This window comes from Solibacillus sp. FSL W7-1472 (assembly GCF_037969775.1).
In the GTDB taxonomy this organism is placed as follows: Bacteria; Bacillota; Bacilli; order Bacillales_A; family Planococcaceae; genus Solibacillus; species Solibacillus silvestris.
Genome location: NZ_CP150208.1, coordinates 2,645,167 through 2,670,528 on the forward strand (window position 1 = coordinate 2,645,167; position 25,362 = coordinate 2,670,528).

Genomic DNA, 25,362 nt, shown 5'->3' on the forward strand with positions numbered 1-25,362 from the left:
TTTCATCCCCTATAATCTGAATTTATCTACTCCTAAAAAAGCGACAACCCCATTTTAACTACAAGTTGTCACTTTTGTCAAACTAGGAGTACAAATAAATAAAGCCCCGTATAGGCTATTTACGGAGCATATTTCTATTTATTCTTTCGGTTTTAAATCTTCAATCGAATCAATTTCTACATATGCCGGAACAACAAAACCATTTTGCGTTCCTTCTAGATTTTCACCTAAATCAACAATATCGTCTTTATGCTTATCATAAAATGCTTTGTGAGTTGTTGGTAACCATGGTGCTACCGTTACATCTCCTTCACCAGTTGCGATTGACTGGAACATAATGGCCGGATCGACTGGTGTTACTTCAGGTTCATACCCTAATTGTTCCAGCACCAATTTTATTACGCTACTTGAAGCAAATTCCGAATCCCAAGGTGTTGAAATGATTTTTACCTTTTCGCCATTTCCTTGTGCTATATCTTTTGTCCATTCACTAACTTTATCTTGGTTATTTTCAACCCAATCGGCTGCTGCTACATCAAAGTCACCATTTTCTTGTGCATCATACATGACTTTTTCCATATCTTCCGGCTCCCAATAAAAGCGGTCAAGTACTGTATATACATCAGGCAAGTCTTGTTCTAAACCTTTTCTGGCAAGTGTTTGAATGTTTTCAGCACCGCCTAAAATACCTTTAGGATCTTCAAGTATTTTTAAATCATAAGCCGAGAATTTCCAGTGTGGTGTCCAGCCTGTCACAATAACCGGTTCTTCATTTCGTATTGCCTTATCCAACGTACTCAGCATTCCAGCAGTTGAACTTTCCTGTAATGTCCAGCCTTCCAGATTCTCATATTGCTCCATTACTTCATGGGAAAGGCCAGTTAAACCTGCTCCGGGTTCAGTAGCAACTACTGTATAATCGACTTGTTCGCCAATACTAGAAGACGACGCTCCGGCCGAACTTTCTTTATTCTCCGTATCATCTCCGCAAGCAGCAAGTAGCAGTGCGGAAGACATTCCTAAAGTAATACCCATTGTTTTGATTTTGCTCATCTTCTCATCCTCTTTTAAATTTTTTATCTAAAAAGTAACAACTCAATATTAACAACAGGTTGTTACTATGTCAAAAGGTTTTCTAAAAAAAATAGTTACTTACCGGTATTAATTCTTACTCGTGACAGTCATTTAAAACAAACAAAAAAACCTGCAGACAGAAGAAAGGAATTCTTCGCCTACAGGCATTTTTAAAATTATTTTGTTTTTAAACCATACTTGCCAAAGCCGTCTGTACCGTCTCCAATATACTTAATAGCGCTGTTTTCATCCAATACATCAACTGCTTTTTTAGAAGATTCAAATACAACGTTTACGCTATCCGGAATCGGAGCGAACTTCCAGTTGCCATCTGCTGTCGGATCAATTGTTTTTTCGGCTAAAATATAGTCGATAATTGCCTGACGGTTTTCATCCGGATAAATTTCAACCGCTGTCGCATTACGAACACCTGGGAATGTACCATTCGCACGATAGTTATTTGTCGCTACGATAAATTCCTGTGCTGCATCAATTGGCTTCCCGTTATATTGCAGATTGACAATACGTGATGATTGTTCGTTTACAACTTTTCCACTTGCATCATATTTTGCCGGTTTTGTTACATCAATTTCATACGTCACACCGTCAATAACATCATAATTGTATGAACGGTATTCGGCGTTGATTAATTGCTGTTCTTCTGATTTTGTTGCATCTATTTGATTGAATTGTCCTGCAGACATTTCAAGCCATTCTTTCACATCTGCACCTGTTACCTTCAGCATCGCAAGTGTATTATCATATAAATATAAATCTGCTACATTTTTAATTGCAAGCTCACCTTTTGGTACAAATGTATAGTATTCCGGATCACTTCTTGTTCCGGCTTTGAATGGTGCACCAGCTGACAGGACAGGAAGGTTTTCATACGCTGTACCTTTCAACTTTTCTTTCACATAGATTGACTGGGCATTTGTTACAATTTGAATAGAAGGATCATCCTGAACTTGCGAGAAGTAACTGTGAATGTTCGCTGTCGTTGTCCCTACTGCCTGACGCACATATTTAATTGTTCCTTCATGTGCTTCTTTTACACTTTCTACAACCGTAGCGCTGACAGCATCATTATCTTTTGCGATTTCACGCACCGCGCCCGTTCCTGTTGTAACATCCCATGCATCGTCTTTTTTCTCAAGCTCTAGATCAATGACCCCTAAATGGCTACCAAATTTACCGGCCATAACAATCGGCTTGCCGTTCATTGTTCCTTTTTCAATATCCACATTTGTTATAGAGCTATCCACTTTACCAGGGAATACGCCATGGGCATGCCCTGTAATGATTGCATCCACATCTTCAATTGTAGATAGTAAATACGATACATCCTCTTCCCCTTTTTCATGTGTAGCATCCCCCATACCAGAGTGTGAAAGTACTATGACAACATCTGCTCCTGCTTCTTTCATTTGCGGAACGACTGTTTTAACAGCCTCTACGGAATCATCGACTGTTACTTTTCCTTCTAAATTTGCTTTATCCCATTTTAAAATTTGAGGTGGCACAATACCTGTTACCCCAATATTAATCAACGTTTTTTCACCGTTTGAATCGACTACTTCTTTTTCAATCATGACATATGGCTTATACATTAATTCCTTTGTCGTTGCATTACGCACATTGGCATTTACATACGGGAATGGGGCATCATCCGTTACTTCATCGATAAATTCCAAACCGTAGTTAAACTCGTGGTTACCATATGTCGCTACATCATAATCAAGTGCGATCATCGCAGCAATCGATGGATGAACTTCCCCGTCTTTTAATTTCGTTACTGACTGAATATACGAGCCAAGTGGCGTTCCTTGTATTGCATCTCCATTGTCAAACAGCACTGTATTTGGATTTTCCTCACGCGCCTTTTCGATTAGCAGCGCAGTTTTTGCCAAACCTAAACTGTTCGTTGGCGTATCTTTGTAATAATCATAGTTTACAATATTTGTGTGAATATCCGTCGTTCCTAAAATACGTAAAGAAACTGTCGTATTTGCCTTTACCGGACTGTATTCTTCCAAAAAGCGCTGAAGAATTTTTTGCATTTGAGCTTTTGTTACAAAATCATTCGGGCGAATCGTTCCGTCATCAAAGCCTGTCAGTAATCCTGTTGCTACCGCTTTCGCCATTTCCTGGCGATTGCCTTGTCCAATTTTGTTTGCGTCTTTAAACTGATCCAATACCTTTTCAGAATATGTTTCCTTATCCTGCAATCCTCTTGCCGCAATAAGGAATGCATGTGTGCGTGTCAGTTTTTCGTCTGGTGCAAATTTAGTTGGAGTTTTTCCTTTAATTAACTTTAATTCCACCGCTTTTTCAATATAAGGCTTAAGTGAATCAGGTACATCCTGAAATTTTACAGACTGACCAGTACCGACCTCTACCCCCAATGCATCGATTACGGCCTTCACAAACTCCCCACGTGTCATATCTTCATTTGTAGAGACTGGTGCCGCTGAAACTGCTGACATGCCACTTGCTAAAAGTGTTAGCGTTAAGGCTGAAGCAGATAGTTTTTTCAACATTTCTTTCACTCCCATATTCTGTAGTGTATAACAGAACTATCATACTAAATTGCCAGAATAGTAGAAAAGAGTAATTTGGTACAGGTTATTACAATCAAAATAGTACTTATATGACAGAATTTGACTTATAGTGAATTTACAGCCTCTTTTATATTATCGCTATGACTGATTGCCGAAATAACGGCGACTCCATTTACTCCGGTTTGTCTTACAATGAAACTATTTTCAACAGAGATTCCGCCAATTGCTACAATAGGGAATTGAGTGTACTGAGATTTCGCTTCTTCCAGTAACGTCAGCCCTACTGGTGCTCTCGCATCATCTTTTGTGGAAGTTTCATAAATTGGACCAATTCCCGCATAATCCGCCCCATTTGCAATGGCCATTTCGAGTTGCTCCATCGTATGAATCGATACACCGATGATTTTATTTTTTGCAAGGAATCTAAATTGTTCAATACCGGTGTCTTCCTGCCCTACATGAATACCATCTGCATTTAATGTTAGTGCAAGCTCGACATCATCATTAATAATAAACGGCACTTTATATGTTTGGCACAGCTTTTGGCATTGACGGGCAAACTCTGCATACGCATCGCCTTTTAATGCATTTTTCCCTTTTTCTCGCAGTTGGAACATCGTAATACCTGCCTGTAAAGCTTCTTCCAAAACAAGCAATGGTTCGCGTTTACAATTGGCCGTTCCCATCACAAAATATTTATTCAAATCAAAAGACATGGACATCGCACATCCCCCGCTGTTCATGATAGGCGAAATGATTTGTCGGACCAAACCCATGACCAATATTAAGCGGATGACGGATTGCAAGCTGCACATATTTTTTTGCTTCTATTATGGCTGCCTCTATCGATCTGCCTTTTGCCATTTCCGCGGTAATCGCTGCAGAAAATGTACATCCTGTACCGTGAGTATGTTTCGTATCCACCCGCTCGGTTTTCATTTTAAATGGTTGCACCCCGCGAATGAAAACCGTATCTGTCGCATGCTTACTGTTTAAGTGACCACCCTTAATGACAACACATTTCAGCCCCAGACTTAATAAATCATGCGCCGCTGATGCGATATCCTTTTCCGTTTGTATTTTATAGCCTGTAAGGATTTCCGCTTCCGGTATATTCGGGGTACAAACGGTTGCGAGCGGCAATAACTTTTCTTTAAGATCTGTTGTTGCCTGCTGCTCTAGCAAACTGGCACCGCCTTTTGCAATCATGACCGGATCAACGATAAGCGGAATATCCGTATTTTTTAGTAAAGTCACAATGGCTTCGATAATTTCAGCACTAAACAGCATCCCTGTCTTAATTGCCTTTACGTCGAAATCTTGAAGTACTGCCTTTAGCTGAGCTTGAACGAAATCAGCCGTTGTCGGAAAAATTCCATGCACTCCTTCAGTATTTTGTGCGGTTAATGCGGTGATTACTGATGTACCGAATACACGGAGTTCCTGAAACGTTTTTAAATCGGCTTGAATCCCGGCACCGCCACCGCTATCCGATCCTGCTATCGTACATGTAATCATTTTCGTCCCTCCGCTAAATTCTCTAGTTGATTCAAGAAATTTGTGTGGAAATTTCCTATAGTTGCAACAGAATTGGCACTTACCTGTTTATATTCATTCAGTAGCGTTAGTAAGTCATCAAACGGTTCTTTACTGTTTGCAAGCACCGCTGCACAAAAGGCACTAAGCAAGCAGCCACTCCCCGTCATTTTTGTCACCTTTTCATGACCACCCTCTACAAATTCCACTCTTATCCCATCAGTAATAACATCTTGTTCTCCTGTTACGATCACAATACATTGATAGTTATTAGCCAACTTTTTGGCAGTCACTGCAACATCTATATCTCCTTTGCCACTATCCACACCTTTAGACGCCCAATTTACTCCCGCCAGAGCCGCCATTTCTCCAATATTGCAACGGATTACATTAATCTTTAAAAGGTCGAGCAATTGTTGTGCTGTCTCCGCTCGAAACTTCGTTGCCCCTACACCTACTGGATCAAAAACAACCGGAGTATTATGCATGTTTGCGCTAAGTCCTGCTTTCTTCATCGACTCTATTGTCCGCTCATTCAAAGTGCCCATATTTAAAAGCAAAGCATTGGCCTGGGCAGCCATTTCACCCACTTCTTCTATTGCATCCGCCATTACTGGTGAAGCTCCTACCGCCAGCAAGCCATTCGCTGTAAAATTTGCGACAACATAGTTGGTAATACAATGAACTAATGGTTGTTTATTATAAATTGCTTGCAGACTCATTTACATACACTCCTTGTTCCCAGCTTTGCTTCGTCCAAGGCATTTCCCAAAACATCCATTCGTAATAACAGCTTTTCTTAAAATGCTCCTGTAATACTTTAAGCTTTGCAGGTTGTTCTTTCGCATATCGATCTAGCATCGATTTTTGTACTTCAATATTTTGAAGCATCTCCTCGGAAGCATATAATGCAATCCACTGTTCATAAAGAGGTATATTGGGGCATGCATCTTTTAATCTTTGCCCAATTTCCTGGTACAGCCATGGGCATGGCAGGATTGCCGCAAATGCTTCTGCTACATCTCCGTTATGCACTGCATTGTACATATGGCTCACATAGTTATAGGCTGCTGGTGCTGGTTCGAATTTTTCCAAATCATCCGCTGTCACACCTAATTCTTTAAAAGTTGTACGATGCAACTCAAGCTCGGCATCATGGATAAACTTTGCTGTTTGCAGAAAATATTGAACATCATCATCCGTTGTCGCTTTTGCAGCTGCAAGAGCTAGTACTTTCGTATAATGTTTTAAATAATACGCATCCTGCAGCATATAAAACTTAAACTTCTCCAGCGGTAGACTCCCATCTGCAATCCCTTGTACAAAAGGATGATAGAAGCTAGCCTCCCAATAAAAATCCGTTTCTTTTCTTACCTTTTCACAAAATCCCATTGTTACTCCTCCTTTTTGTTGGCGGAAGCACAAAAAAGACGTCTCAACATATAGAGAGACGTCCCCAAAAAGTGTAAGTACCACTTTTCATTGCTCCCTACGTCCGTATTAACGGCCAGGTTCCAAGGGTCAGGTTTTAACCTTCTCAACACTGCTGTGTCCCCCCGCAAATCAAATGCTTGTGTATTTGCAAAAGAAAGACTCCACGTAAAATATACGCGGAGCCAAAGTAAGTACATATGTATAGCTTGTACTTTGCTCCCTACGTCCGTATTAACGGTCAGGTTCTAAGGGTCAGGTTTTAACCTTCTCAACACTGCTGTGTCCCCCCGCAAATGCATTTAATTACCCAGAGTGTAACAAATTAATTCGAACCGGGCAAGTGAATTCAATAAATTACGAAATTAATAGTTCAATAACAAATTCACAAAATAGCGCATCGTTAGTAAAAATCTGTTACTAATGATGCGCTGACATCTATTGTAGATGGGTTACTGCAGATCTTTTACCAGTCAGTTCCTGATAAGCCTGAGCATATTCCTCGGCCAGTTTATCGACATATTGTTTTGTGGAAGTAATCTCTTTAATCGCGCCAATTCCTTGCCCGCTGCCCCAAATATCTTTCCAGGCTTTTGCGGTATTATCGTTAAAGTTCATTGCTGAAGGATTACTTTCTTTTAAATTACTCGGGTCCATCCCCGCGTTCATGATAGAACCTTTCAAATAATTCCCGTGGATTCCTGTAAATAAATTGCTGTATACAATATCTTCTGCAGTACTATCAACAATCATCTGTTTATATTCTTGACGAGCAAACGCTTCTTCGGTCGCGATGAATGGTGAACCGATATAGCCAAAATCAGCCCCCATCGCCTGTGCAGCCAATACCGAATGTCCTCGTGCGATTGATCCTGATAAAGCTAATGGACCGTCAAACCATTCACGGATTTCCTGTACGAGCGCAAATGGGCTTTGCTGACCTGCATGGCCACCTGCACCTGTTGCTACAGCAATGATGCCGTCTGCACCTTTTTGAATCGCTTTTTTTGCAAAATGATTGTTAATGACATCATGGAAAACGATGCCTCCATAACTATGAGCTGCCTCAAATACTTCTTCACGTGCCCCAAGTGAAGTAATAATAATCGGAACTTTATATTTCACACAGAGCTCCATATCCTGTTCCAGACGTTCATTTGTTTTATGAACAATCTGATTAATGGCAAATGGCGCAGCCGGCTGATCCGGATTTTTGGCATTATAGCTGGCCAACTCCTCTGTAATTTCAGCTAACCATTCATCCAACTGGCTTGCCGGTCTTGCATTTAACGCAGGCATTGACCCGACTATTCCTGCCTTACATTGTTCAATGACCAATTTCGGATTGCTAATAATAAACAATGGTGCCCCGATTACTGGGATACGTAAGTTTTGTAAAATTTCCGGAATATTCCCCATCTATAATCCCCCTTTTATTCAGCTACTACTAATACTTCATCAGCTTCAATAAAATCTCCTTCTTAATTTAGATGACAATCAAAAAGTCAGATGTTTTTTCATCTGACTTTCTTTCCTTTTGCTATTTCTTCACTACATTAAAATTAGCCCCGATGAGCTGCCAATTTTGCGGGAATGGCAGACCGAGCTTCCAATAGCCGACTCCGCGCAAATTTAATCGCTTTACTAAATCGAACTTCGCCTGAATCGAACGCGCATCTTCAAACCAGACAATATGTGAACGCCCTTGCTCATCATAATAGTTAAAGTAGGGTGCCTGTGCTGTATAGTCAAATTGGATTGCTGCGTTGTAGCGTTTGGCCACTTCAATTGCACGTTGCGGGCTTATCGCTTCTGCGTAATCTCCTCCTTGTACAAAAGGTAATGTCCAATCGTAACCATACAAATTTTGCCCAAGTAAAATTTTATTTGCAGGAATTTCTGTTAATGCATATTGTACTACTTGTTCGACTTGAGGCAGCGGAGAAACGGCCATTGGAGGTCCAGCAGAATAGCCCCACTCATATGTCATCAACATAACAAAATCCACTATTTCGCCGTGCGCCTTATAGTCATGGCCCATAAACCATTCCCCTGGCTGATCGGCTCTCGTTTTTGGAGCCAATGCGGTAGAAACGGTATATCCTTCCGCATGCATACGCTCGACAGCTCTTCGGAGGAAATTATTATAAGCTTCCCGCTGATCGCGTGCAATCCGTTCAAAATCAAAATGAATATCCGAAATATTTCCGATACGCTTTGCTTCAGCAATGATATTGTCCAGCAGTAAATTTTGAACAGCAACACTTTGGAAAATATCACGTGCTAGCTCAGCACTAAACTGATAATCCTCGAGATTAGTGATTGCCATTGCTATTCCTGTATTATTTTGTTCAGCAATTTCCGGTAATGGGTTAATTGTAGGCGCTTTTAATGAACCATCCCGTCTTGCTTCAAAACTGAAAATAGCTAAATACGTTAAATAAGGACTTGCCTCCCGAACTTGGTCGAGCAGCGTATCACTTATTTCATCGCCTCTTGGTTCTACATATGCCAAAATTTCTGCGGACCTTTTAGTTGGTTCCGGTATATACAATGAGGTGCCAATCATCAGCAACGCATCTGGATTCAAGCCATTTGCTTGTGCGAGCGTTAAATAATTCACCTGAAAACGTTGACCAATTGACCATAAACTATCCCCTGGCTGTACAATATAATACTGCCCTTTCAATGGAACGACCAATGCTTGCCCGACCACTAACCGGGCCGGCTCCGGAATTTGGTTGGCTTCCACTAAACTCTGCACCGTTGTTCCATAAGCCTGTGCGATTGCCCACAATGATTCTCCCGGTTGTACTACATGAATTTGAATTGTCCGTCCTCCTTTTCCTATGTACTAATTTATGAACTATATACCGTATTAATGCGGAAAGATAGGTTAGAAATATATAAGTAACCATGACAAAAAACAATATTATACATTTTCATTCATTCATATGCGCAACCAGGTTGACTGTTTCATACTATAGTTGTGAGGTGAAAAAATGCCAAGAGTAAAATACCGGGATTCCGATGTGGATTTGATGGCACGAATGATGCGGGCTGAGGCTGAAGGTGAAGGAAAACAAGGGATGCTGTATGTCGGAAATGTAATTGTGAACCGAGCTGTTGCTTCATGCCTGGATTTTAATGATGTGAGAACAATCGAGCAGGTTATTTTCCAAGTACAGGGCAATAACTATTCTTTTGAGGCGGTACAAAAAGGAAACATGTTTTATCAGAGGGCTAGAGAGACTGAAAGAAGATTAGCAAGACAGACGCTGGACTATTGGCGAGACCATCCGGCGAAATACGCACTTTGGTATTTTAACCCATCCGGCCCATGTCCTCCTACTTGGTACGATCAACCATTTACAGGTCAATTTAAACAGCATTGTTTCTATGAGCCTATAGCAGGAACATGTGAAAGTGTTTATATGGGCTAGCATTACCTATTGCTCAGCTATATAAGAAAAAGCCTTGTACATTCTATGTAGCGAGGCTTTTTCATTTTTCTTTATCCGTTACTTTTTATTGGATTGCTGGTTTTTATCATGGTTTGTTTTATTATTTTTATTTTTTAATTTCGAATCGAACTCTTCGGCAAATTCCGCTGTATTATCTTCAGGATTCCGGTTGTGACTTGTTGTATTTCGGTGTAATTCTTTATAAGTAGAAAAAGGATTATGTGTTCGCGTATTCATCGTTTCTTTACTGTTTTTGCTCATTTCATCACCTCCTACTGGCTTAATGTGCTCAGGATAGGAGGTTTTATGCTTTTTTCAGGCTTCCTCAATTTTTGTAATGAAAAAAAGTTGTAAAGCCATATTAAGAAGGAACCAATATTGAAAGGAGCATTTAAATGGGCAGAGATGATAGTAAAAGTAAAGGAACGAATAAACAATCATTACCGCAAACACCGAAAAACATGAAAATTGCACCAAACAAAGTAAAGGAAGAAATTGCGAATGAACTAACCGAGCTCCATCAGCAAGCAAAAAAAGGAAAAAGAAAAATGTATTGATATGTAAATGGCCTTCATTCCAGTATGTCTGGAATGAAGGCCTGATTTACTTCAAGACAAAGGTTAGAACTGTCTCGCCTTCGCATTAATTCTCAAAATCTGGTTATGCAGAGTTACCTCTGTTTCCCCTTTGATTTGAGACTTTTGATGCTTGTCGCTCGCCCAGTTTTGGTGGATCTTCTTAGATTTTGGATCTGTGAAACCCTTCTTATCCATTCGTTCCGCCTCCTATGTTTAAAAGTGAATCAATTTTAGTATGGCTGTACTTGCTGCAGTTATTCCCTATAAAGATAAAAATTGATATCGACACATTTCCTAACAATTCCGAATTTCTTCCGCGTATGGAATCATTGCATCCACCAATACTAAACGTGTGAATCAGTCAATTTTCGCAAGAAAGGATGAGGAACAGTGGCTAAAAAAAGTTCAGGTACACCTAGCTGGAAACAAAATCACCCGATTACTTTATTATCCAACTCCGTTGAAAGAACAGAACGTGCAGTAAAACAGGCAATGTCCCACCCGGAGGAATTTGCGGTGGAACATGCTTTTAATTCAATGGAACGTACCGAAAATGCACTTGCCAATGCAGAGCAAAGGCAGGAGCATTTGGATATTGTCGAGCAGAATAAATCCAAACTAGATGAGCTAAAGCAAAGCATCCTTGAAATTGATGAAACCTTGAGGGATTCATAAAAGTTCCCCCGTTACCTCTAAGGACGTAACGGGGGGACTTTATTTACATATATAATGCACTTAAAAAAATCCCTAATGCTTCTTCATAAATTTCACCGAATTGGCTGATTGGTAAAGGATTCGTTCCAAGCCCCAGTTCAACGGTAAATCCGGGGCGGCGCCAATCTTGAATAAACCAGTCTTTGTAACCCGCATAGCTTTCTATTGTCTGCACAGGCTCATATCCGCTTACCCTCGCAAATTCATTGACAAGCTGTTCTGTTTCAGGAGGTTCCAATCCCATGAATCCCCAATAAATAACTTGACCTTGTGTATGGAAAGCCAAAACCCGAGCAAAATCCCGCTCTACTGTCAAATCGGCCATTGCAATGGATTCCGGTTCCGATAGCGGACTTTGCCCACCATAATCCCGCGGCCCAGGCGTTTTCGGGTTTCTTTCTCTTTCCCGTTCCCATTCAGCAGGAAACTGGTCGTTCAGATCAACCCCATTAATATTCGCTTTCCAACCCGAGAAATCTGTACTACCATTATTCCATTCGATTACGTTTTTACGAATTGTTTCATCTTCCGGAGGTCCGTTCAGCACTAAATCTACTCCGTCGGGATTTACCATTGGCACAATATTTAAACTCGTTTGAATATACAATGGCAATGTATATAGCCCTCGTATTGAAGCATTATTCGTTAGCGAAAATAAATAATCATTAAGAAACGTCATGACAATCGACGTCGTAATCCACTCATTGGCATGAAAAGAAGCATTAAAATGAACACGTTTCTGCCCGTTCCCAATCGTGAGCCCCGGAATTTCTTTTTCCAATACGGAATTGCCAATCGGCTCATTTGCTATAAACGGATAGATTGCCTGCAATGACCGAATATCCTGCACCATTGCCCTATAATCGTAATCCTGTTCACCATTCACAACTCTCCATGTTACACGAACAGGCAACCGCAACCGTAGACCGACCTGAAGTACGTATGGATTGAGTACCGGATTGAGCAGAAAAAGCGCATCCATCGGCATATTGATTCTTTGTGCAATCGACCAAATTGTATCTCCCCGTTGAACCGTATACTGACTTGTCACATAACCGGGAATCTGAACGGGTTGGTTGGGCATCAGGGCCTGTGCATTCAGATTCCGATTCGAATCAAGAATCAGCTGAAAAGGAAGATTAAAAACTTGGCTATAATACCAAAAGGAATCACCCGGTCTTACGAAAATCTCCACAAAGCTCCTCCCTCAATAAAATCATCAATAGGAAAGTATATGAATGGGGGGAATGATTATTAACACGTTTCGAGAAAACGGATTTATTTCCGTCAAACACTTTCTCTATCCCCTAATATTTCCCTATATAGATAAAGTGGAGAGCAACATTATGTTATAGTAGAATCTACTAAATTTTTATTGTATGGAGGTTCATCATGGAGACGAAAAGAATATCGCTGCATCGTGCACTATCTGAGTTAAAAATGCTTGGTGAACGGATCCAATCGGCTACGTACCGCGTAGTGCTGGCTCGAGCAAACCGAAAAAGCAACGAAAAAATTGAAGGCATGTCAATTGATGAATACAAAAAAGAAATGCAAGGTTCGTATGACAAAGTCACAAGCCTTATTCAATACCGCAATAAACTAAAAGCACTCGTTGTCGAATCAAATGCTAAAACAATCGTTAAAATTGGAGTAAATGAAATGACAGTGGCTGAAGCAATTGAACGTAAACAATCAATTGCATATGAGAAGGATTTACTGAATCATCTACGCCGCCAATATTTTGAAGCAATCGACGAAGTAACAGCTGCGAATGAGGCCCTTCCAGAAAAGCTTGAAAATTACCTGATTAATATTTTGGGCAGCAAGGAAAAGCAATCATCCTCAGACGAAGTGAAGCTTCATACTGATACTTTTATGAAGCGTAATGAATATGAATTGATCGACCCGATGCAAGTAAAGAAAACCATTGACGAGCTTGCAGCGAAAATCGAGGAATTTGAGTCAGAAGTAGACGCTGTATTATCAGAATCAAATGCCACAACATTTATTGAGATCTAACTAATAATTTGCATAGCGTAGCGAAAACAGTAAACGGATCGGCGCTCGTGCTTTGACTGTGTGCGAGTTGAAACAACCAAACAGTCACTCAACCTACAATTAATAGATGAATTTTTAATAGAAAAGTTCAAAGCATAAAGGTCAAAGCTGAAATATCAAAATTCAAAGCTCTTAACTTTTAAAGCTCAATGTTCAAATGATAAAGCTCATTCAAATCCTGGATCATGGTTTAGGTATGCCGATTCATGACCGTCTGTGGCTCCACCAGGCAGCTATTGTTGTGCACAAATAAGCCGAATTCGCTTTCTTAGCGCATTCGGCTTTTGTTTTTCTTACCCTTTTACCGGTGCTCATTTATCCGTCCGAATAATTATGGATAACAAAAAAGAAGCAGTCAATTGCAACTGCCTCCCTCAAAATTTAATAGGACAATCTCATTTTCATCATACCAGTACTTTTCTGCTCTATCTATGTATGATAAAAAATCTTCGTAGCGTCCTGTCCAATTTTCAGGTACAAAATCCTCGTAGGAAGCTGGTTCTGAATAAAGGGAGTACAACCCTCTTTTATCGAAATTTACGAATAAAGAAGGCATAAAACTATAAAAAGTATCCTCTTTCGTTTCAGTAAGTAAATTTAACTTAAGCCTTTCTCTTAATTCTTTTGCTGAAACAGCATACTTTGCCATCCTTGGCGCAAATTCTGCATATGAATCCTCATCTAATATATCTATGCCTTTCCTTTCATCATCTTCTTCGATAAATGGACCAGTATATGCAATTCCCATTTCTTTAAATTTCTTTTTATATGCCTCTTCTAGTTTTTTTCTATCTAAAAACCAAATATCTTTTTTGGAAACATACCATTTGAAATGATTATTAATTAATACACCGACAATAATATTCTCAAGTGCTTTAGGTACTAATAACAATTATTTCACCTCCGTCTATTGATTCGCCCTTTTTGGAATGCATTTATTTACTCTATCTCTTTGTTTTATAGGATCTGTTAGCCGTTGTTTCCAACACACTACTTCGCGAACTAACTTCTCAATTAAGAAATACAATATGCCAATTTAAAGTAACTCCCCTCCAACTTGTTTATAAAATTTAACTTTTAATTTCTCATCTCCCCCCACATTTATTACCATAACTTTGCCATCTTTTTTTATACTTGATACATTATTTAAATCACCTGAAAATACTATAGAATCATTAAATGTAATGGTTAGACTACTCGTTTGTTGATATACATCTAAGGTTAAAATCACCTTGAAATTTTGGTCATCTTTGTAAGTATAAATTAATTCTCCATCATCTATATTACCCGATATACTAACCGGCTCACTTTGAAAAAGTTCTAATAGATCGTACTCATCATACTTTATAAACATTCGTCTTCATCCTTTTATTGATTATTTCGGTATAACTGTAATAACATCGTCTGATTCTTTATAATTACTTTGACATCCTTTGCTTCATGAACAAACGATCTTCTATTACCAGGTGTCTTTTTCGTATTCATTATAGCGTCTTCAATAACTGAAGATGGAATATTTCTTGGATTAACCTATTTTTTGATAAAGTCACTAAATTCTTTTGTTTGTGGCTTATAACCTAATTCTTCAGCTTTCCCACGTTACTATCTATAATTTTATCAATCGCTTTCGGTATTTTCAAAACTTTTCCTATCTCTCTAGAATATCCAAATAATCGTCTTAGGAATTTTCGATTCAAATATTGGGTAAAAAATACAAAAACCCTGAAAGACAATGTAGTCAATCAAGGTCAATAAACTAGAAAATTACAATATTGATTCTCTTTCTAAATCAAAGATATCTATCTCTTCCTGTTCAAATAATTCTTCTAATGTATCTGTTCCTTTTTCTTGAGCAAATAGATATTCATTCTCAGATATTGGAACAGCTAGCAGCCAAGCCACTTTTTTATTTGGAAATTCAAGTGTATTTAAATCTTCCCACAAGAAAGGTGACACAAATAATATATGTTTCATCTCAGTATTGGGATAATACGTCTTTATTATATCTCGAAATACTGAACCATGGGAAACTGAAAATTTTGAGTTAATAATACAAAATGCACAGCTTGCCAATATATTAGGATATTGCTTATAATCTGTTGCTATTGCGCCAACTATTTCTATTAGCAAAGGCGTTTTTTCAACAGTCAATTCAATTGAATGGTCAGATAGTCCAATAGTTGAGTATGATGATACACCGTCAAATGGTCTATTAACTGTTGAAAGTATATCAATGTTACTGACATTATTTTCGTCCCAGTATTTTGAGACACAAGGTTTACCCCCTAAAGCATGTAGAGCTGTCTTTGCTATTATTTTATTCTCATTAGAAATACTCAAAGTAAACCTCCTTATCCATCTTCACAATTTTTATATCCGAAATAATCGTCGGTCAGTCTTTACTTTTAAGGCTTGAAGATGGTAATTTAGGTCAGCAATGGTCTGGATTATTGTGTTCATCTAGAAACTCTTAGCCTCAAATAGGGCTTATAAAGTTTAGCTTTACTATCAGAATAAAGAGTGATGTATTTGACACTCCGTATCATAAAATAATCATGGGATAGCGTCCCATGGTTTAAAAAAATTATAGTTTATGAATTTTCAAATCACATTTATCTTCTTCTGCCATATCCATCGCTGTTCGTATCACTTCAAAGAATGTTTTCCCATCAGTTGTTGCATAATAGTTCGCAAGATTAGTTACTTTGGAACTTATTTTATCCCCCCACGGAGGTTCTTGTGATAAATCATCAATATCCCATATAACATGTTCTTGAGAGTGTTTTGATAATTTCTGTTCAATTTATTTAAATTAGATTTTGCAACAGAAACATCATCCCAATTTAGTATGTCATTATACAACTCATTCATAATTAAAGGGTATTTTGTCCCCCATCCTTCTTTTTTTGCCACTCTGAGTGTGATAGGTCGTAATATCTCCGTTATTATTAGTACCTACGAATTCAAACTTTGCTTTTCCATTTTTGTTATTTCCCATAAACTTGACATATATGAGAATCAAAAGGAAGTCAAAGAAAAAGGAATTACCATGAGCATGTCCCATAAAGACACGCCAGTTGATAATTCCCCTATCGAAATGTTTCACTCCTCACTAAATTCGGAAACGTTCTACCTCGATAGAATCCACAGCACGACGAATGCTTGAGTATCTCGAATCATCGAAGAGTATATAGATTATTATAACAATATCCATATTCAAACGAAACTAAACAACCAGTCACCGGTAAAATACCGGCAACGGCTGTTTAATTTGTTCCCTATAACAATACACCGTATTTTTAAAATGTCATCTCGCCTAATTATCATTCGTATTTATATTATTACGAAAAATTCAGCCCTTAAATGTAGCTCTCTATGAGTATCCATTATTCAGATTCATATAAGTTATTAAAGAACTCAGTAAAATTACCTGCAAGTATAAACATATTGTCCATTTCATCTTCGGGTTCTATATCATGAATCCAAAAATATACTTTTCCCTGATACTCTCCATTAACTCCTAATAAAATCTCATTTCCCCCAGGGTCATTACCAATTGAAATAAAATCTTCTGGTATTTCTCCTTCTAAAACCACAAAAACTTTACCTAAATTACTTTTCATATCACCAATTCCATAAAACTTATTGACTAAACTTTCTCCTTCATCATCAGGGAGTTTAAAGTTAGATTTCTGAGGAAATCCTCCATTGTATTCTAGTAGAAAATCAACATATTGTTTAGGTAGCGTAACTTCATACTCTTGTTCAAATTGTTTTATATCCTGTAAAGAAATTTTTGGATTTACACTAAGCATTTTTGTCAGACTCTCACTCCTATATCATTACTTATTTTTCCCATTAACCTTTGATTGACCACCAATGTACCTAAACTTTCTGTGAATATCCTCATCTACTAGCTTCATAGTTTTTCCATCTTCATGATGATGCCACATATAACCGTCTGGCGGCCTTCTAATATCTATTATTGGTGGATCAGTATCTTTTGTAAGTTTAGCTGCTGTGTTTGCATTTTCAAAATCTTTCGGATTATTTTTAGGCGAATGAACTTCTATTTTTACAGGCTTAACATTTGGATGCATAAAAGGTGTAAAATCTGGGTAACCATTCGGGTAACTGACTGATGTTCCAGACTTGTTAGTATAAGTCCTTACCTTTCCCACCAGATCCAAAGTAAACAGGCGCAATACCCGCAAATCATGCTAATTTATTGGCATTTGAAAAACGTCTAACGTCACCGCAATTAAAGCGGAAGCTGTCACAAGGTCTATGCCTGGCATGGAGTGCAGTTGAAAGTCTTGTAAGTTCATTAACTCTTTTAATTCATTCTCTTTCCACATAACACATTTCCTGCTTTCAAAAGAAATGTCTCGGACAATACTTCTCACAAGAAAGTCTAGTGTTTCTTGATGTTCTTTTGTTGTATTCCCATCCTCTTTCACTAGCTTCAATATTTCATTTGCTTTTTTCACCGAACAAGTATTGTTACTCACTTTTAATAAAAAGGTGGTCAACTGTTTTACACTCACACCTTCTAAACAAGATGGTGAAGGGTGCCGTTCCCAAAACGCCAATGCTGTTTTTCCATCTACTTCTGAGAAAAACTTCTTATAGCTTGGATAATGGTGGCTTAATTGAAATTGTAATTGGTTCTTTAAAGCACCTTGAGCTTTTGCTAATGCATTTCTTCTTGAAACCAACTGTTGTATCGACCAATATAAATCATGTGGTTTTACGTCTGGCAATTGGTCAAGTTTATTTACCAATATACGTACCACACATTCTGCATCCCAGCTATCACTCTTTTGCGTGGTCATATGGCTTTTTCGTTCAGCGTATGAAAGAGCTGGATTCACTTCTTTTACTACCTGTCCATGGTCCGTTAGTTTGTAGGTTTTGCAGTATCAAAGTCCTCTTGACATGTAAAATGTTAACTCTCCTAATTATCTTATTATTTTCACAAACAAAGTACTAAAACAGAATGTCTTGAATGTACTACCTTCATGAGCTATGAATTTCATAGAATCTTTTTAAATTGTTCAATACAAAAATTTCTCACAAAAAAATAAAAAGCACTTGTTGTCTATAGTAGACAATCAAGTGCTTGAGGTTAATTAAATAAGTGTGACTAACTTACTGGCATTCTATCAAGAGTTAGAATCTACCAAAAAGTATCTATTCTATATTTAGAAATTCTTCAAAGCTATTACTTACAATATATGTTATAGGATTTAAATCTGAAGACTCTTCATGATTCCAAACGCATACAACAGGCTCTTCAACATTGTTACGATAGTCTAAACAAACAAAGTCACCTGCAAATAAAACAGCTATTGGTAGCAGTTCAGTACCTACTAAATTTTCATCAAAAACAATTCTTTCGTCTAGTTGAGTTCTAACTACTCCTATATCGTAATACTCATCATCTCTTTCCCCGGTTACTTTTAAAATACATAAAAACCTATCAATCGCATAAACATGGCTATTACACTTAAAACTATCCTTTATAGGAGTACCACCATTATATTTTTTTATAAATTCTTTATACGTTTCTGGTAAATTTATTCTCCACTTACCTTCCTTTTCAGAAAGTAAAGTATCGTCCGGCAAGGGATAAATTATTGATCCATCCTTAAATTCCATTTCTATACCTCCTCAATATTATTATCTTGGAGCGTCGGCCCACATACCTTTAGTCCTTCCACCATTATGAGGTGTAATATTATGAATACCAAAGGGGACTAGCTCCATTTTACCAGGAACCTCCGTATGAAGCCACGTCATCCCTTTTCTTGTACCACCTATTTGTTCATCTAACCACTTAAACTGTTCTTTATCCGATAGCTTCCAAAATCTATCTGGTAGCTGAACAGTCTCTTCTACAACACCTGCACTTGCAAAATCGGCAAATCCATACCTCATACCATCTGCTTTTGTAATCTTTATTTCAGGAATATGTGCTTTTGCTATAGCCATTTCTTTTATCTTTCTTTTTTGAGCAGAAGATAAGCTGCTATCCCCACCCGGAATGGTATCATCCCAAGACCAAGGTTTGTTTAAATCAACATGTTCTTTATATACTTTTGCATAGTCTTCAATGATTTCATCAAATTTCTTGTTACCATTTATAAAATCATCGATATTTCTTAAATTAGTTTCACTAACTCCCTTACCTTTATCCGCGCCCTTACCAACAACCTCATCTACATCACTCTTCTTAACAACCTCACCCACGTTACTATCTACAATCTTATCAATTGCTTTCGGGATTTTCAAAACTTTTCCTATTGGGATGAAGGATGCTAACGCAGCCCTCCATAAAAAGAAACCTTGAAAGGCATTAGCCAATCAAGGTGTACAAGTCTATTCTTCACATAGTTGAATAATTTCTTTGGGAACAGATTCAAAAATTAATACTTCTGGCTTTGGATAAGACCTCTTTATTAAATAGTCTTCAAGTGTCATCATACTTTTCCAATATAGTTTTAGCCAATATTCAATAGTTTCTCCAGTATCAAAATTTAAAGCTTCCTCATCAAAGTCTTTCAAATCCTCATAGAATGCTTGGTCATAGATTGAAAGGGAAATATCACCATCAAATACTAAGATTTTATCCGTAAATATAGGAAAGCCAAAAGAATTTGAAAAACGATTGGTTAGATCAACACCTATTGCTTCTTTAAAGTTAAGCCAGGCAGGAGCATTGGAGGGTTTTAATAGTTCTGTTATCTCAAATTTTACTCTACCACCATTACTATATCTATTATTAGACTTAGTAGAATATTTAATGCCACCATTCATGACTTCTTCCAGCGAAACATGATGTTCATGATTTTCAGGTAAATATGCATGATACAACATATTACTCAAGTATTTCACCTACTTAATAGTTATTTTCTTGGAACATATGGAAAATGTGAGCTTCTGGTTGGATCAACAAGATTTTCAAATACCCTATGACTCCCTGTCGGTGTATCAGGTGTACTGATATTTCCGTCAAATTCTTTATAATACTTAGTTATTTTGTTTGGATTTGGATTGTTAGGATTTGGCCAGTTTGAATAAGCTTTATCAGGATTAGTCATTGTTTCTTGCCTTAACTTGGCTACATCCACATCTTCACCATATTGTGACCTATTAGAAGTAGATGGTCTACTTGGCTCAAACATATGTTTTTCAGAATGTGGGTTAACAAAGTCTTTAGGATTGCTACCACCACCTGGTTTGGTAGGAACTGGAGCATCACCCTTCCCCTTACCAACAACCTCATCTACATCACTCTTCTTAACAACCTCACCCACGTTACTATCAACAATTTTATCAATTGCTTTCGGGATTTTCAAAACTTTTCCTATCGGGATGAAGGATGCTAACGCAATACCTTTATCTAGTAATGATGCATCTTTGTCAGCGAGCGTGTTCACGTCGTCCAATATTAAGAAATCCAATAAACCTTTTCCGATTTTGGTAGCGCCACTTCCGACATCTCCTAGGAAATTAAGAAAACCATTCCCCTCTTCTTTTACATCATCTACTGTTGGGGCTTTAGCGGAAAGCTCTTTTGCGATTTCTTTCTTTTTGCTTCATAAATGAAACGAAATTTGTTGAAACCATTGCACCGCTGAGCCCGAAAGTACCTAAAGGCTGTTGACCGGTTAGATAAAGACCCGAAAGTGTGTAAGGATTCGCTCCTCCGATTCCTCCAGGATTAAATAATGGATTCATATTAATCACTTGATCCAGCGATTGCGTTCGATAGGCCAGTGCAATCATTAACGGATTCTGACTAGCAAATGACTGCCATTGTTCTGCCGGGAAGTTAACATCGGTATGAATATTGAAAACATAAAAAAGCACTCGTCGCCTAATATAGACAATCAAGTGCTCATAGTTAACTCTAACCATATTTCCTGTACATTACTGCACTGGACCCATAAATTCAGTAATAATACGAATATGTTCCTTCAATTTGACTTTTTTTAGATTCTCTACTTTTTCTGCTCCACCTAAACCTAGTAAAGGAGTATAGCCAAAGCAGTCATCATACTCTGGTTCATTATATTTTTCTATTGCTTCTGGATAAGGAAGCCAATCTAAAGCCTTCTGTCTAAAAGCCTCTTCCTCTAAAAATCTTAGAAACAAGGAGTATTTTGAAGCTACAACTTTTGTTTTACCTTTTCGGTAGTTTATTGTTACAATATAGGATTCTTGATTTTCATCCTTTTCAAAAAGTATTAGATCACCCATGGATGTACTGAAAATAGGTATTGTCCCTTTACTTCTTAAATAAGACTCATTTACTAAAGAGCTGAATTCATCAGGGTTTATTATTTTTAAGTATCCATTCATAATTGTACCATACCCATATGATTTCCATACTTCAATTAAAGCTTCTGGGACCATATTCTTATATTTATTAATTGTATATTCCTCAACTTCACTTACTTTTTTAAAATCTTTAAATAAGCTCAAATTGTTAACCTCCTCTAATGTGTAAGCTTAACATTTAAATAAGTATTCTTTCGCTGATCAGATGTCAATGATTTAGTTAGTTCACCTATTTGTTCATCGACAATATCAATTCTATACTTCCATTGTGATCCAATTGATGAATTTATTCTTTTATCTCCCATACCACCAATATTTAGCGGTTTACCTCCAGCAATTTGGTCAGGATTATGGAGGGCTGCTTGCGATTTCAACCAACTATTTGCATTTTTCTCCGCTTCTTCCCATGACATACCATTTTCGAACAATTCTTCTATCTTTTTATTTAATGCTTTTTCTCGAGCTGCTTGTTGGGCAGCGTTACCTTCAATTGCACGCCCTTGTTCAATATACTTCTCACGATTTTTCAAATACTCATCAACTGTAAGTTCATTCATACCTTTTTCTTGGTCTTTCAATTGTCTTGCAAATTCTTCGGAGTCATGTTTATCATTTCTTTTAAAATTAACTTCAACTTCTTTTATTCTTGGTAAATGCTTTATATTCCCCTTACCAACAACCTCATCTACATCACTCTTCTTAACAACCTCACCCACGTTACTATCTACAATCTTATCAATTGCTTTCGGGATTTTCAAAACTTTTCCTATCGGGATGAAGGATGCTAACGCAATACCTTTATCAAGGCCCGAAGCATTCTTATCAGCGAGCGTGTTCACATCGTCCAATAGTAAAAAATCCAACAAACCTTTTCCGACTTTTGTAGCGCCACTTCCCACGTCTCCTAGGAAATTAAGAAAACCATTCCCCTCATCTTTCACATTATCTACTGTTGTGGCTGTAGCGGAAAGCTCTTTTGCGACTTCTTTTTCTTTTTGCTTCATAAATGAAACGAAATTTGTTGAAACCATCGCACCGCTGAGACCGAAAGTAACTAAAGGCTGCTGACCATTTTGATAAAGACCAGGGAGGGTATATGGATTCGCTCCTCCGATTCCTCCAGGATTAAATAGTGGATTCATATTAATCACTTGATCCAACGATTGCGTACGATAAGCCAGTGCAATCATTAACGGATTCTGACTAGCGAATGACTGCCATTGTTCTGCCGGGAAGTTAACATCTGTTACCCCTTCTGTCATCATCGTTTCTATGTTGGTAATCCATGTTTTCATATGCATCAGGTCTGTTTGAATTGTCGTTAATGCATCTGTTTGGGATACGTCAAATTCAATGAGTTTTTCAACGGTTTCGTCCCGATGTCGTTTCGCGTCATGTACACCCAGATGGACTTCACTATCATCCAATTTTGGCAAGCTCACGATATCTGACACTTGGTCCATGATATTATTGGCTTCATCTGTCAGCTCTTCTGTCACTTGTTTGGCACGATTAAGGCCTTGCTCGATTTCACCTTCCAATGCTGCTTGGCGAATAAAGCCTGATGAATCTGGTTCAAGCGATGAAAGGGCTGTTTTCATCTCTTGAAGAACACTAGTAAAGCTAGTTTTAAAGGTATTGAAAAATGTGATGAATGGCAAATGGCAACTCTCGTAATATGCACGTAATGCTTCTCCACCTTGACCTTTTAGCGATTCTTCTAATTGTGTGAGACCTTGAACAGCACTCTCAATTTGTTTCATTTCACTTTCCAGGCGGGTTAACTGATTAACAGTTCTTTCAAGTCCTTGTTGAAACTCATTTACATCCAATACCTTCAATTTATCACCATCTTTTTATTCATTACGCTTGAATTGGCCTCCGTTTTTCACCTTACTCCGACACTCATTTCCACATATGTTGCCCCGGAATGACTGCGTTTGTATTCTACAAAGTAAGGGCTGCTCTGCGAGAAATTATGTTGTTGTATGTGCTCCGCCAGTTCCCAAAACTTTACTTGAGATTGTTCATCAAATTGATCGGTAATCCGCGTCATCAGCATGCCATTAATTGAAAAATAGCTTCTGAAATTAACATCTTCTTCAGAACTTATTTGCGAAATTTCATTCTCTTCGATCGGCCGGAAAATTTCAGCAGTCATAACGGATGCGGTCGGGTCACTGATAATAGAAAAAAACATGACATCGGCTGTATTGTATCCATGACTCGATAAAATTTGATCAAAATCTTGGAAAGCCAGATCAATTTCTTCCGGGACAAAATTATAATATTTTGAAGCTACATTTCTGTATGCAATTTGATGGTTTTCTATAATCATTGCACTTCGCTCCATTCTTTCAATGGGACATACAAATCAATGATATATTCTCCGTAAACATTTAACAGTACACAGATATATGAATCCTCTACGGAAAGATTTTCTGCTGCTGCATACGCTTTTACTTTCTCATAAGCAGTCCTGAAATCGAATTCTTCCTGTGCATGGCGCAATAACAGAGATTGATTCAATTGGTATTGATTTAAATAGGCGAAATCGGTAATCCCTTCTTCAAATTCGATTTCCGTATTAATCGGCATAAAATAAGTAAACAAACCTTCCCCATCTTCCTCTTCTTCAAACGAGAAAAGCACCGGCCCATTTTTATACACTTCATGATTTAACGGAAAATCTTCCATTACTTTTATTCCTTCAAGCCAGTTCTCTTTTTGATCTCTCACACGAAACATAATTAAATGATCGAAATGCAATCCGCGAATCTCCATATGATTGAGTCCCCCTAACTTTGTTTTACTTTTCTAGTATTTTTGGCTGCTCTTTCCGTGTTCAGATAACCGTTTATATCAAAGTTGAAGCTTTTAAATCTGATTTTGCAATAGAGTATAACAAGCTGCTCTGGCAATACGAAAATGAGTGTATAAAAAATACCGAATGGTAAAAAGACTAGCATGATTGTTTCAAATAAATCGGACGAACCTGTTTTCATGACAAATTGGATAAGAAAAACAAGCGCTGTACTGCCGATGACTGCAATTGGAATATACGATTTCGTTTCAAATTTCCCACGCATTTCCTCGTTTCTTGACCCTGCACGGTAATGACCTTTTTTTAGAAGTAAATAAAAGCGGATCCACGTAGCAATAAACAATACACCTGCAATTGAAAGTGTAATCCATGTTAAATTTAGTAGCGATTCAACTGTTGCAGCGTCCTGTTCCCCTAAAAGAAATAACGGGGCAAGGTATAAAAATACAGAAAAATTTTGTGTCATAATAATCGACAGGAAGTACTGCAGCTTCTCCATCTTATTAAAAACGACAGGAATAGCGAATAGAAGGGACAATAAAATAATGATTCCTGTAAGCCACATATGAATTGTTTTAATGCTTTCGAAATTTGGATAGATTGTGTATTTACCTGCAATATTATAAGTTAGATAGAAAAACAGTGCCTGCAGGAAAATGCCTAATACAAGCACAGATGCCAACGAATTCGGACTTTGTCTACCAGACTCCAGCGGTCCTCGTAATACTGCGAAATCTTGTTCTGATAGTTTTTTTAGCATGCGGTGATTACCT

At 37.9% G+C, this 25,362-nt stretch carries 31 protein-coding genes, 2 pseudogenes and 2 riboswitches; of the genes and pseudogenes, 5 read left to right on the forward strand and 28 right to left on the reverse strand.

Annotated features, from left to right (window positions below; all coding sequences use genetic code 11):
- Positions 1–138: 138 nt before the first annotated feature.
- The 8 genes from MKY07_RS13165 to MKY07_RS13200 form a co-directional block, all read right to left on the reverse strand.
- Positions 139–1,053: a glycine betaine ABC transporter substrate-binding protein gene (locus MKY07_RS13165; RefSeq protein ID WP_008405123.1), complete on the reverse strand. Its 915-nt coding sequence runs from the start codon at positions 1,051–1,053 to the stop codon at positions 139–141.
- A gap of 197 nt (positions 1,054–1,250) precedes the next feature.
- The gene (locus MKY07_RS13170) at positions 1,251–3,614 is read right to left on the reverse strand and encodes a bifunctional 2',3'-cyclic-nucleotide 2'-phosphodiesterase/3'-nucleotidase (RefSeq protein ID WP_339262584.1); all 2,364 of its coding nucleotides are present in this window, start codon (positions 3,612–3,614) and stop codon (positions 1,251–1,253) included.
- 125 nt (positions 3,615–3,739) lie between these two features.
- Entirely contained in the window at positions 3,740–4,357 is a 618-nt protein-coding gene (gene thiE, locus MKY07_RS13175; protein ID WP_339262586.1) for a thiamine phosphate synthase, read from the reverse strand.
- Entirely contained in the window at positions 4,341–5,153 is an 813-nt protein-coding gene (thiD, locus tag MKY07_RS13180) for a bifunctional hydroxymethylpyrimidine kinase/phosphomethylpyrimidine kinase (RefSeq protein WP_339262588.1), read from the reverse strand. The genes thiE and thiD overlap by 17 nt, the downstream gene beginning before the upstream one ends.
- Positions 5,150–5,893 (reverse strand): hydroxyethylthiazole kinase, encoded by a 744-nt coding sequence (gene thiM, locus MKY07_RS13185; RefSeq protein ID WP_014823226.1) that lies wholly within the window; start codon positions 5,891–5,893, stop codon positions 5,150–5,152. The genes thiD and thiM overlap by 4 nt, the downstream gene beginning before the upstream one ends.
- Positions 5,871–6,563, reverse strand: a complete 693-nt coding sequence (gene tenA / locus MKY07_RS13190) for a thiaminase II (RefSeq protein WP_339262590.1) — start codon at positions 6,561–6,563, stop codon at positions 5,871–5,873. The genes thiM and tenA overlap by 23 nt, the downstream gene beginning before the upstream one ends.
- Positions 6,564–6,640: 77 nt before the next feature.
- Positions 6,641–6,739, reverse strand: a riboswitch (TPP riboswitch).
- Positions 6,740–6,805: 66 nt separating this feature from the next.
- A riboswitch (TPP riboswitch) is annotated at positions 6,806–6,904 on the reverse strand.
- 136 nt (positions 6,905–7,040) lie between these two features.
- A complete protein-coding gene (locus MKY07_RS13195; RefSeq protein ID WP_251686602.1) occupies positions 7,041–8,021 on the reverse strand; it encodes a nitronate monooxygenase family protein in 981 nt (326 codons plus the stop codon).
- Between the two features lie 121 nt (positions 8,022–8,142).
- Complete coding sequence (locus tag MKY07_RS13200; RefSeq protein WP_041865710.1) at positions 8,143–9,432, reverse strand: glycoside hydrolase family 18 protein; 1,290 nt, start codon at positions 9,430–9,432, stop codon at positions 8,143–8,145.
- 172 nt (positions 9,433–9,604) lie between these two features.
- Between MKY07_RS13200 and MKY07_RS13205 the strand changes: the two genes are divergently transcribed.
- Entirely contained in the window at positions 9,605–10,045 is a 441-nt protein-coding gene (locus MKY07_RS13205) for a cell wall hydrolase (RefSeq protein WP_008405114.1), read from the forward strand.
- Between the two features lie 78 nt (positions 10,046–10,123).
- Here the strand turns inward: MKY07_RS13205 and MKY07_RS13210 are convergent, their stop codons facing one another.
- Positions 10,124–10,327, reverse strand: a complete 204-nt coding sequence (locus tag MKY07_RS13210) for a hypothetical protein (protein WP_008405113.1) — start codon at positions 10,325–10,327, stop codon at positions 10,124–10,126.
- A gap of 134 nt (positions 10,328–10,461) precedes the next feature.
- Here MKY07_RS13210 and MKY07_RS13215 point away from each other — a divergent pair, with 134 nt between their 5' ends.
- Complete coding sequence (locus tag MKY07_RS13215; RefSeq protein ID WP_008405112.1) at positions 10,462–10,623, forward strand: hypothetical protein; 162 nt, start codon at positions 10,462–10,464, stop codon at positions 10,621–10,623.
- A 63-nt stretch (positions 10,624–10,686) separates the two neighbouring features.
- On the opposite strand, the gene MKY07_RS13220 is transcribed toward MKY07_RS13215, so the two are convergent.
- Positions 10,687–10,839 (reverse strand): YpzG family protein, encoded by a 153-nt coding sequence (locus MKY07_RS13220; protein WP_008405111.1) that lies wholly within the window; start codon positions 10,837–10,839, stop codon positions 10,687–10,689.
- Positions 10,840–11,034: 195 nt separating this feature from the next.
- Here MKY07_RS13220 and MKY07_RS13225 point away from each other — a divergent pair, with 195 nt between their 5' ends.
- Entirely contained in the window at positions 11,035–11,319 is a 285-nt protein-coding gene (locus MKY07_RS13225) for a hypothetical protein (RefSeq protein ID WP_008405110.1), read from the forward strand.
- A gap of 43 nt (positions 11,320–11,362) precedes the next feature.
- Here MKY07_RS13225 and MKY07_RS13230 read toward each other — a convergent pair whose 3' ends face one another.
- Positions 11,363–12,553 carry a M14 family zinc carboxypeptidase gene (locus MKY07_RS13230; RefSeq protein WP_339262594.1) on the reverse strand — a complete coding sequence of 397 codons (1,191 nt, stop codon included), beginning with the start codon at positions 12,551–12,553 and terminating at the stop codon, positions 11,363–11,365.
- A gap of 197 nt (positions 12,554–12,750) precedes the next feature.
- On the opposite strand from MKY07_RS13230, the gene MKY07_RS13235 reads away from it, so the two are divergent.
- A complete protein-coding gene (locus tag MKY07_RS13235; protein WP_251686599.1) occupies positions 12,751–13,380 on the forward strand; it encodes a hypothetical protein in 630 nt (209 codons plus the stop codon).
- 394 nt (positions 13,381–13,774) lie between these two features.
- Here the strand turns inward: MKY07_RS13235 and MKY07_RS13240 are convergent, their stop codons facing one another.
- The 4 genes from MKY07_RS13240 to MKY07_RS13255 form a co-directional block, all read right to left on the reverse strand.
- Positions 13,775–14,311, reverse strand: coding sequence for a hypothetical protein (locus tag MKY07_RS13240; protein WP_008405106.1), 537 nt, complete (start codon positions 14,309–14,311; stop codon positions 13,775–13,777).
- A gap of 144 nt (positions 14,312–14,455) precedes the next feature.
- Positions 14,456–14,773 (reverse strand): hypothetical protein, encoded by a 318-nt coding sequence (locus MKY07_RS13245; protein ID WP_339262597.1) that lies wholly within the window; start codon positions 14,771–14,773, stop codon positions 14,456–14,458.
- 410 nt (positions 14,774–15,183) lie between these two features.
- The gene (locus tag MKY07_RS13250; RefSeq protein ID WP_339262599.1) at positions 15,184–15,759 is read right to left on the reverse strand and encodes a suppressor of fused domain protein; all 576 of its coding nucleotides are present in this window, start codon (positions 15,757–15,759) and stop codon (positions 15,184–15,186) included.
- A 244-nt stretch (positions 15,760–16,003) separates the two neighbouring features.
- Complete coding sequence (locus MKY07_RS13255) at positions 16,004–16,222, reverse strand: Imm70 family immunity protein (RefSeq protein ID WP_081483467.1); 219 nt, start codon at positions 16,220–16,222, stop codon at positions 16,004–16,006.
- Between the two features lie 207 nt (positions 16,223–16,429).
- On the opposite strand from MKY07_RS13255, the pseudogene MKY07_RS13260 reads away from it, so the two are divergent.
- Positions 16,430–16,678 (forward strand): annotated as a pseudogene (locus MKY07_RS13260) (IS3 family transposase); the annotation flags it as partial.
- 127 nt (positions 16,679–16,805) lie between these two features.
- Here the strand turns inward: MKY07_RS13260 and MKY07_RS13265 are convergent.
- The 13 genes and pseudogenes from MKY07_RS13265 to MKY07_RS13325 form a co-directional block, all read right to left on the reverse strand.
- The gene (locus tag MKY07_RS13265) at positions 16,806–17,234 is read right to left on the reverse strand and encodes an SMI1/KNR4 family protein (protein WP_231918634.1); all 429 of its coding nucleotides are present in this window, start codon (positions 17,232–17,234) and stop codon (positions 16,806–16,808) included.
- 27 nt (positions 17,235–17,261) lie between these two features.
- Positions 17,262–17,624, reverse strand: coding sequence for an HNH endonuclease (locus MKY07_RS13270; RefSeq protein WP_231918633.1), 363 nt, complete (start codon positions 17,622–17,624; stop codon positions 17,262–17,264).
- Positions 17,575–18,323, reverse strand: a pseudogene (locus MKY07_RS13275) (transposase); the annotation flags it as partial. The pseudogene MKY07_RS13275 and the gene MKY07_RS13270, both read right to left, overlap by 50 nt.
- 289 nt (positions 18,324–18,612) lie before the next feature.
- The gene (locus MKY07_RS13280) at positions 18,613–19,080 is read right to left on the reverse strand and encodes an SMI1/KNR4 family protein (protein WP_339262601.1); all 468 of its coding nucleotides are present in this window, start codon (positions 19,078–19,080) and stop codon (positions 18,613–18,615) included.
- Positions 19,081–19,101: 21 nt separating this feature from the next.
- Positions 19,102–19,713: an HNH endonuclease gene (locus tag MKY07_RS13285; protein WP_339262602.1), complete on the reverse strand. Its 612-nt coding sequence runs from the start codon at positions 19,711–19,713 to the stop codon at positions 19,102–19,104.
- Between the two features lie 87 nt (positions 19,714–19,800).
- Complete coding sequence (locus tag MKY07_RS13290; RefSeq protein ID WP_332370293.1) at positions 19,801–20,298, reverse strand: DNA polymerase III; 498 nt, start codon at positions 20,296–20,298, stop codon at positions 19,801–19,803.
- Between the two features lie 29 nt (positions 20,299–20,327).
- Positions 20,328–20,861, reverse strand: coding sequence for a hypothetical protein (locus tag MKY07_RS13295; protein WP_339264653.1), 534 nt, complete (start codon positions 20,859–20,861; stop codon positions 20,328–20,330).
- A 121-nt stretch (positions 20,862–20,982) separates the two neighbouring features.
- A complete protein-coding gene (locus tag MKY07_RS13300; protein WP_339262604.1) occupies positions 20,983–21,294 on the reverse strand; it encodes a hypothetical protein in 312 nt (103 codons plus the stop codon).
- Positions 21,295–21,354: 60 nt separating this feature from the next.
- A complete protein-coding gene (locus MKY07_RS13305; RefSeq protein WP_339262605.1) occupies positions 21,355–21,909 on the reverse strand; it encodes a T6SS immunity protein Tdi1 domain-containing protein in 555 nt (184 codons plus the stop codon).
- A 14-nt stretch (positions 21,910–21,923) separates the two neighbouring features.
- On the reverse strand, positions 21,924–23,606 hold the full coding sequence (locus MKY07_RS13310; RefSeq protein WP_339262606.1) for a T7SS effector LXG polymorphic toxin: 1,683 nt from the start codon (positions 23,604–23,606) through the stop codon (positions 21,924–21,926).
- Positions 23,607–23,653: 47 nt separating this feature from the next.
- A complete protein-coding gene (locus tag MKY07_RS13315) occupies positions 23,654–24,103 on the reverse strand; it encodes a DUF5085 family protein (RefSeq protein ID WP_014823208.1) in 450 nt (149 codons plus the stop codon).
- A complete protein-coding gene (locus MKY07_RS13320; protein WP_008405095.1) occupies positions 24,100–24,549 on the reverse strand; it encodes a hypothetical protein in 450 nt (149 codons plus the stop codon). The genes MKY07_RS13315 and MKY07_RS13320 overlap by 4 nt, the downstream gene beginning before the upstream one ends.
- 14 nt (positions 24,550–24,563) lie before the next feature.
- The gene (locus MKY07_RS13325; RefSeq protein ID WP_339262608.1) at positions 24,564–25,349 is read right to left on the reverse strand and encodes an ABC transporter ATPase; all 786 of its coding nucleotides are present in this window, start codon (positions 25,347–25,349) and stop codon (positions 24,564–24,566) included.
- Positions 25,350–25,362 lie beyond the last annotated feature (13 nt).

Excerpts from the sequence above, each read along its gene's own strand:
- thiM (WP_014823226.1), bottom strand. The coding sequence starts at position 5,893 with ATGAGTCTGCAAGCAATTTATAATAAACAACCATTAGTTCATTGTATT.
- MKY07_RS13245 (WP_339262597.1), bottom strand. The coding sequence starts at position 14,773 with ATGTTTATAAAGTATGATGAGTACGATCTATTAGAACTTTTTCAAAGT.
- MKY07_RS13165 (WP_008405123.1), bottom strand. The coding sequence starts at position 1,053 with ATGAGCAAAATCAAAACAATGGGTATTACTTTAGGAATGTCTTCCGCA.
- MKY07_RS13205 (WP_008405114.1), top strand. The coding sequence starts at position 9,605 with ATGCCAAGAGTAAAATACCGGGATTCCGATGTGGATTTGATGGCACGA.
- thiD (WP_339262588.1), bottom strand. The coding sequence starts at position 5,153 with ATGATTACATGTACGATAGCAGGATCGGATAGCGGTGGCGGTGCCGGG.
- MKY07_RS13220 (WP_008405111.1), bottom strand. The coding sequence starts at position 10,839 with ATGGATAAGAAGGGTTTCACAGATCCAAAATCTAAGAAGATCCACCAA.
- MKY07_RS13210 (WP_008405113.1), bottom strand. The coding sequence starts at position 10,327 with ATGAGCAAAAACAGTAAAGAAACGATGAATACGCGAACACATAATCCT.
- MKY07_RS13265 (WP_231918634.1), bottom strand. The coding sequence starts at position 17,234 with ATGCTTAGTGTAAATCCAAAAATTTCTTTACAGGATATAAAACAATTT.
- MKY07_RS13290 (WP_332370293.1), bottom strand. The coding sequence starts at position 20,298 with ATGTTGTATCATGCATATTTACCTGAAAATCATGAACATCATGTTTCG.
- MKY07_RS13325 (WP_339262608.1), bottom strand. The coding sequence starts at position 25,349 with ATGCTAAAAAAACTATCAGAACAAGATTTCGCAGTATTACGAGGACCG.
- tenA (WP_339262590.1), bottom strand. The coding sequence starts at position 6,563 with ATGGGATTTTGTGAAAAGGTAAGAAAAGAAACGGATTTTTATTGGGAG.
- MKY07_RS13215 (WP_008405112.1), top strand. The coding sequence starts at position 10,462 with ATGGGCAGAGATGATAGTAAAAGTAAAGGAACGAATAAACAATCATTA.
- MKY07_RS13195 (WP_251686602.1), bottom strand. The coding sequence starts at position 8,021 with ATGGGGAATATTCCGGAAATTTTACAAAACTTACGTATCCCAGTAATC.
- thiE (WP_339262586.1), bottom strand. The coding sequence starts at position 4,357 with ATGTCCATGTCTTTTGATTTGAATAAATATTTTGTGATGGGAACGGCC.
- MKY07_RS13280 (WP_339262601.1), bottom strand. The coding sequence starts at position 19,080 with ATGGAATTTAAGGATGGATCAATAATTTATCCCTTGCCGGACGATACT.
- MKY07_RS13315 (WP_014823208.1), bottom strand. The coding sequence starts at position 24,103 with ATGATTATAGAAAACCATCAAATTGCATACAGAAATGTAGCTTCAAAA.
- MKY07_RS13320 (WP_008405095.1), bottom strand. The coding sequence starts at position 24,549 with ATGGAGATTCGCGGATTGCATTTCGATCATTTAATTATGTTTCGTGTG.
- MKY07_RS13170 (WP_339262584.1), bottom strand. The coding sequence starts at position 3,614 with ATGTTGAAAAAACTATCTGCTTCAGCCTTAACGCTAACACTTTTAGCA.
- MKY07_RS13235 (WP_251686599.1), top strand. The coding sequence starts at position 12,751 with ATGGAGACGAAAAGAATATCGCTGCATCGTGCACTATCTGAGTTAAAA.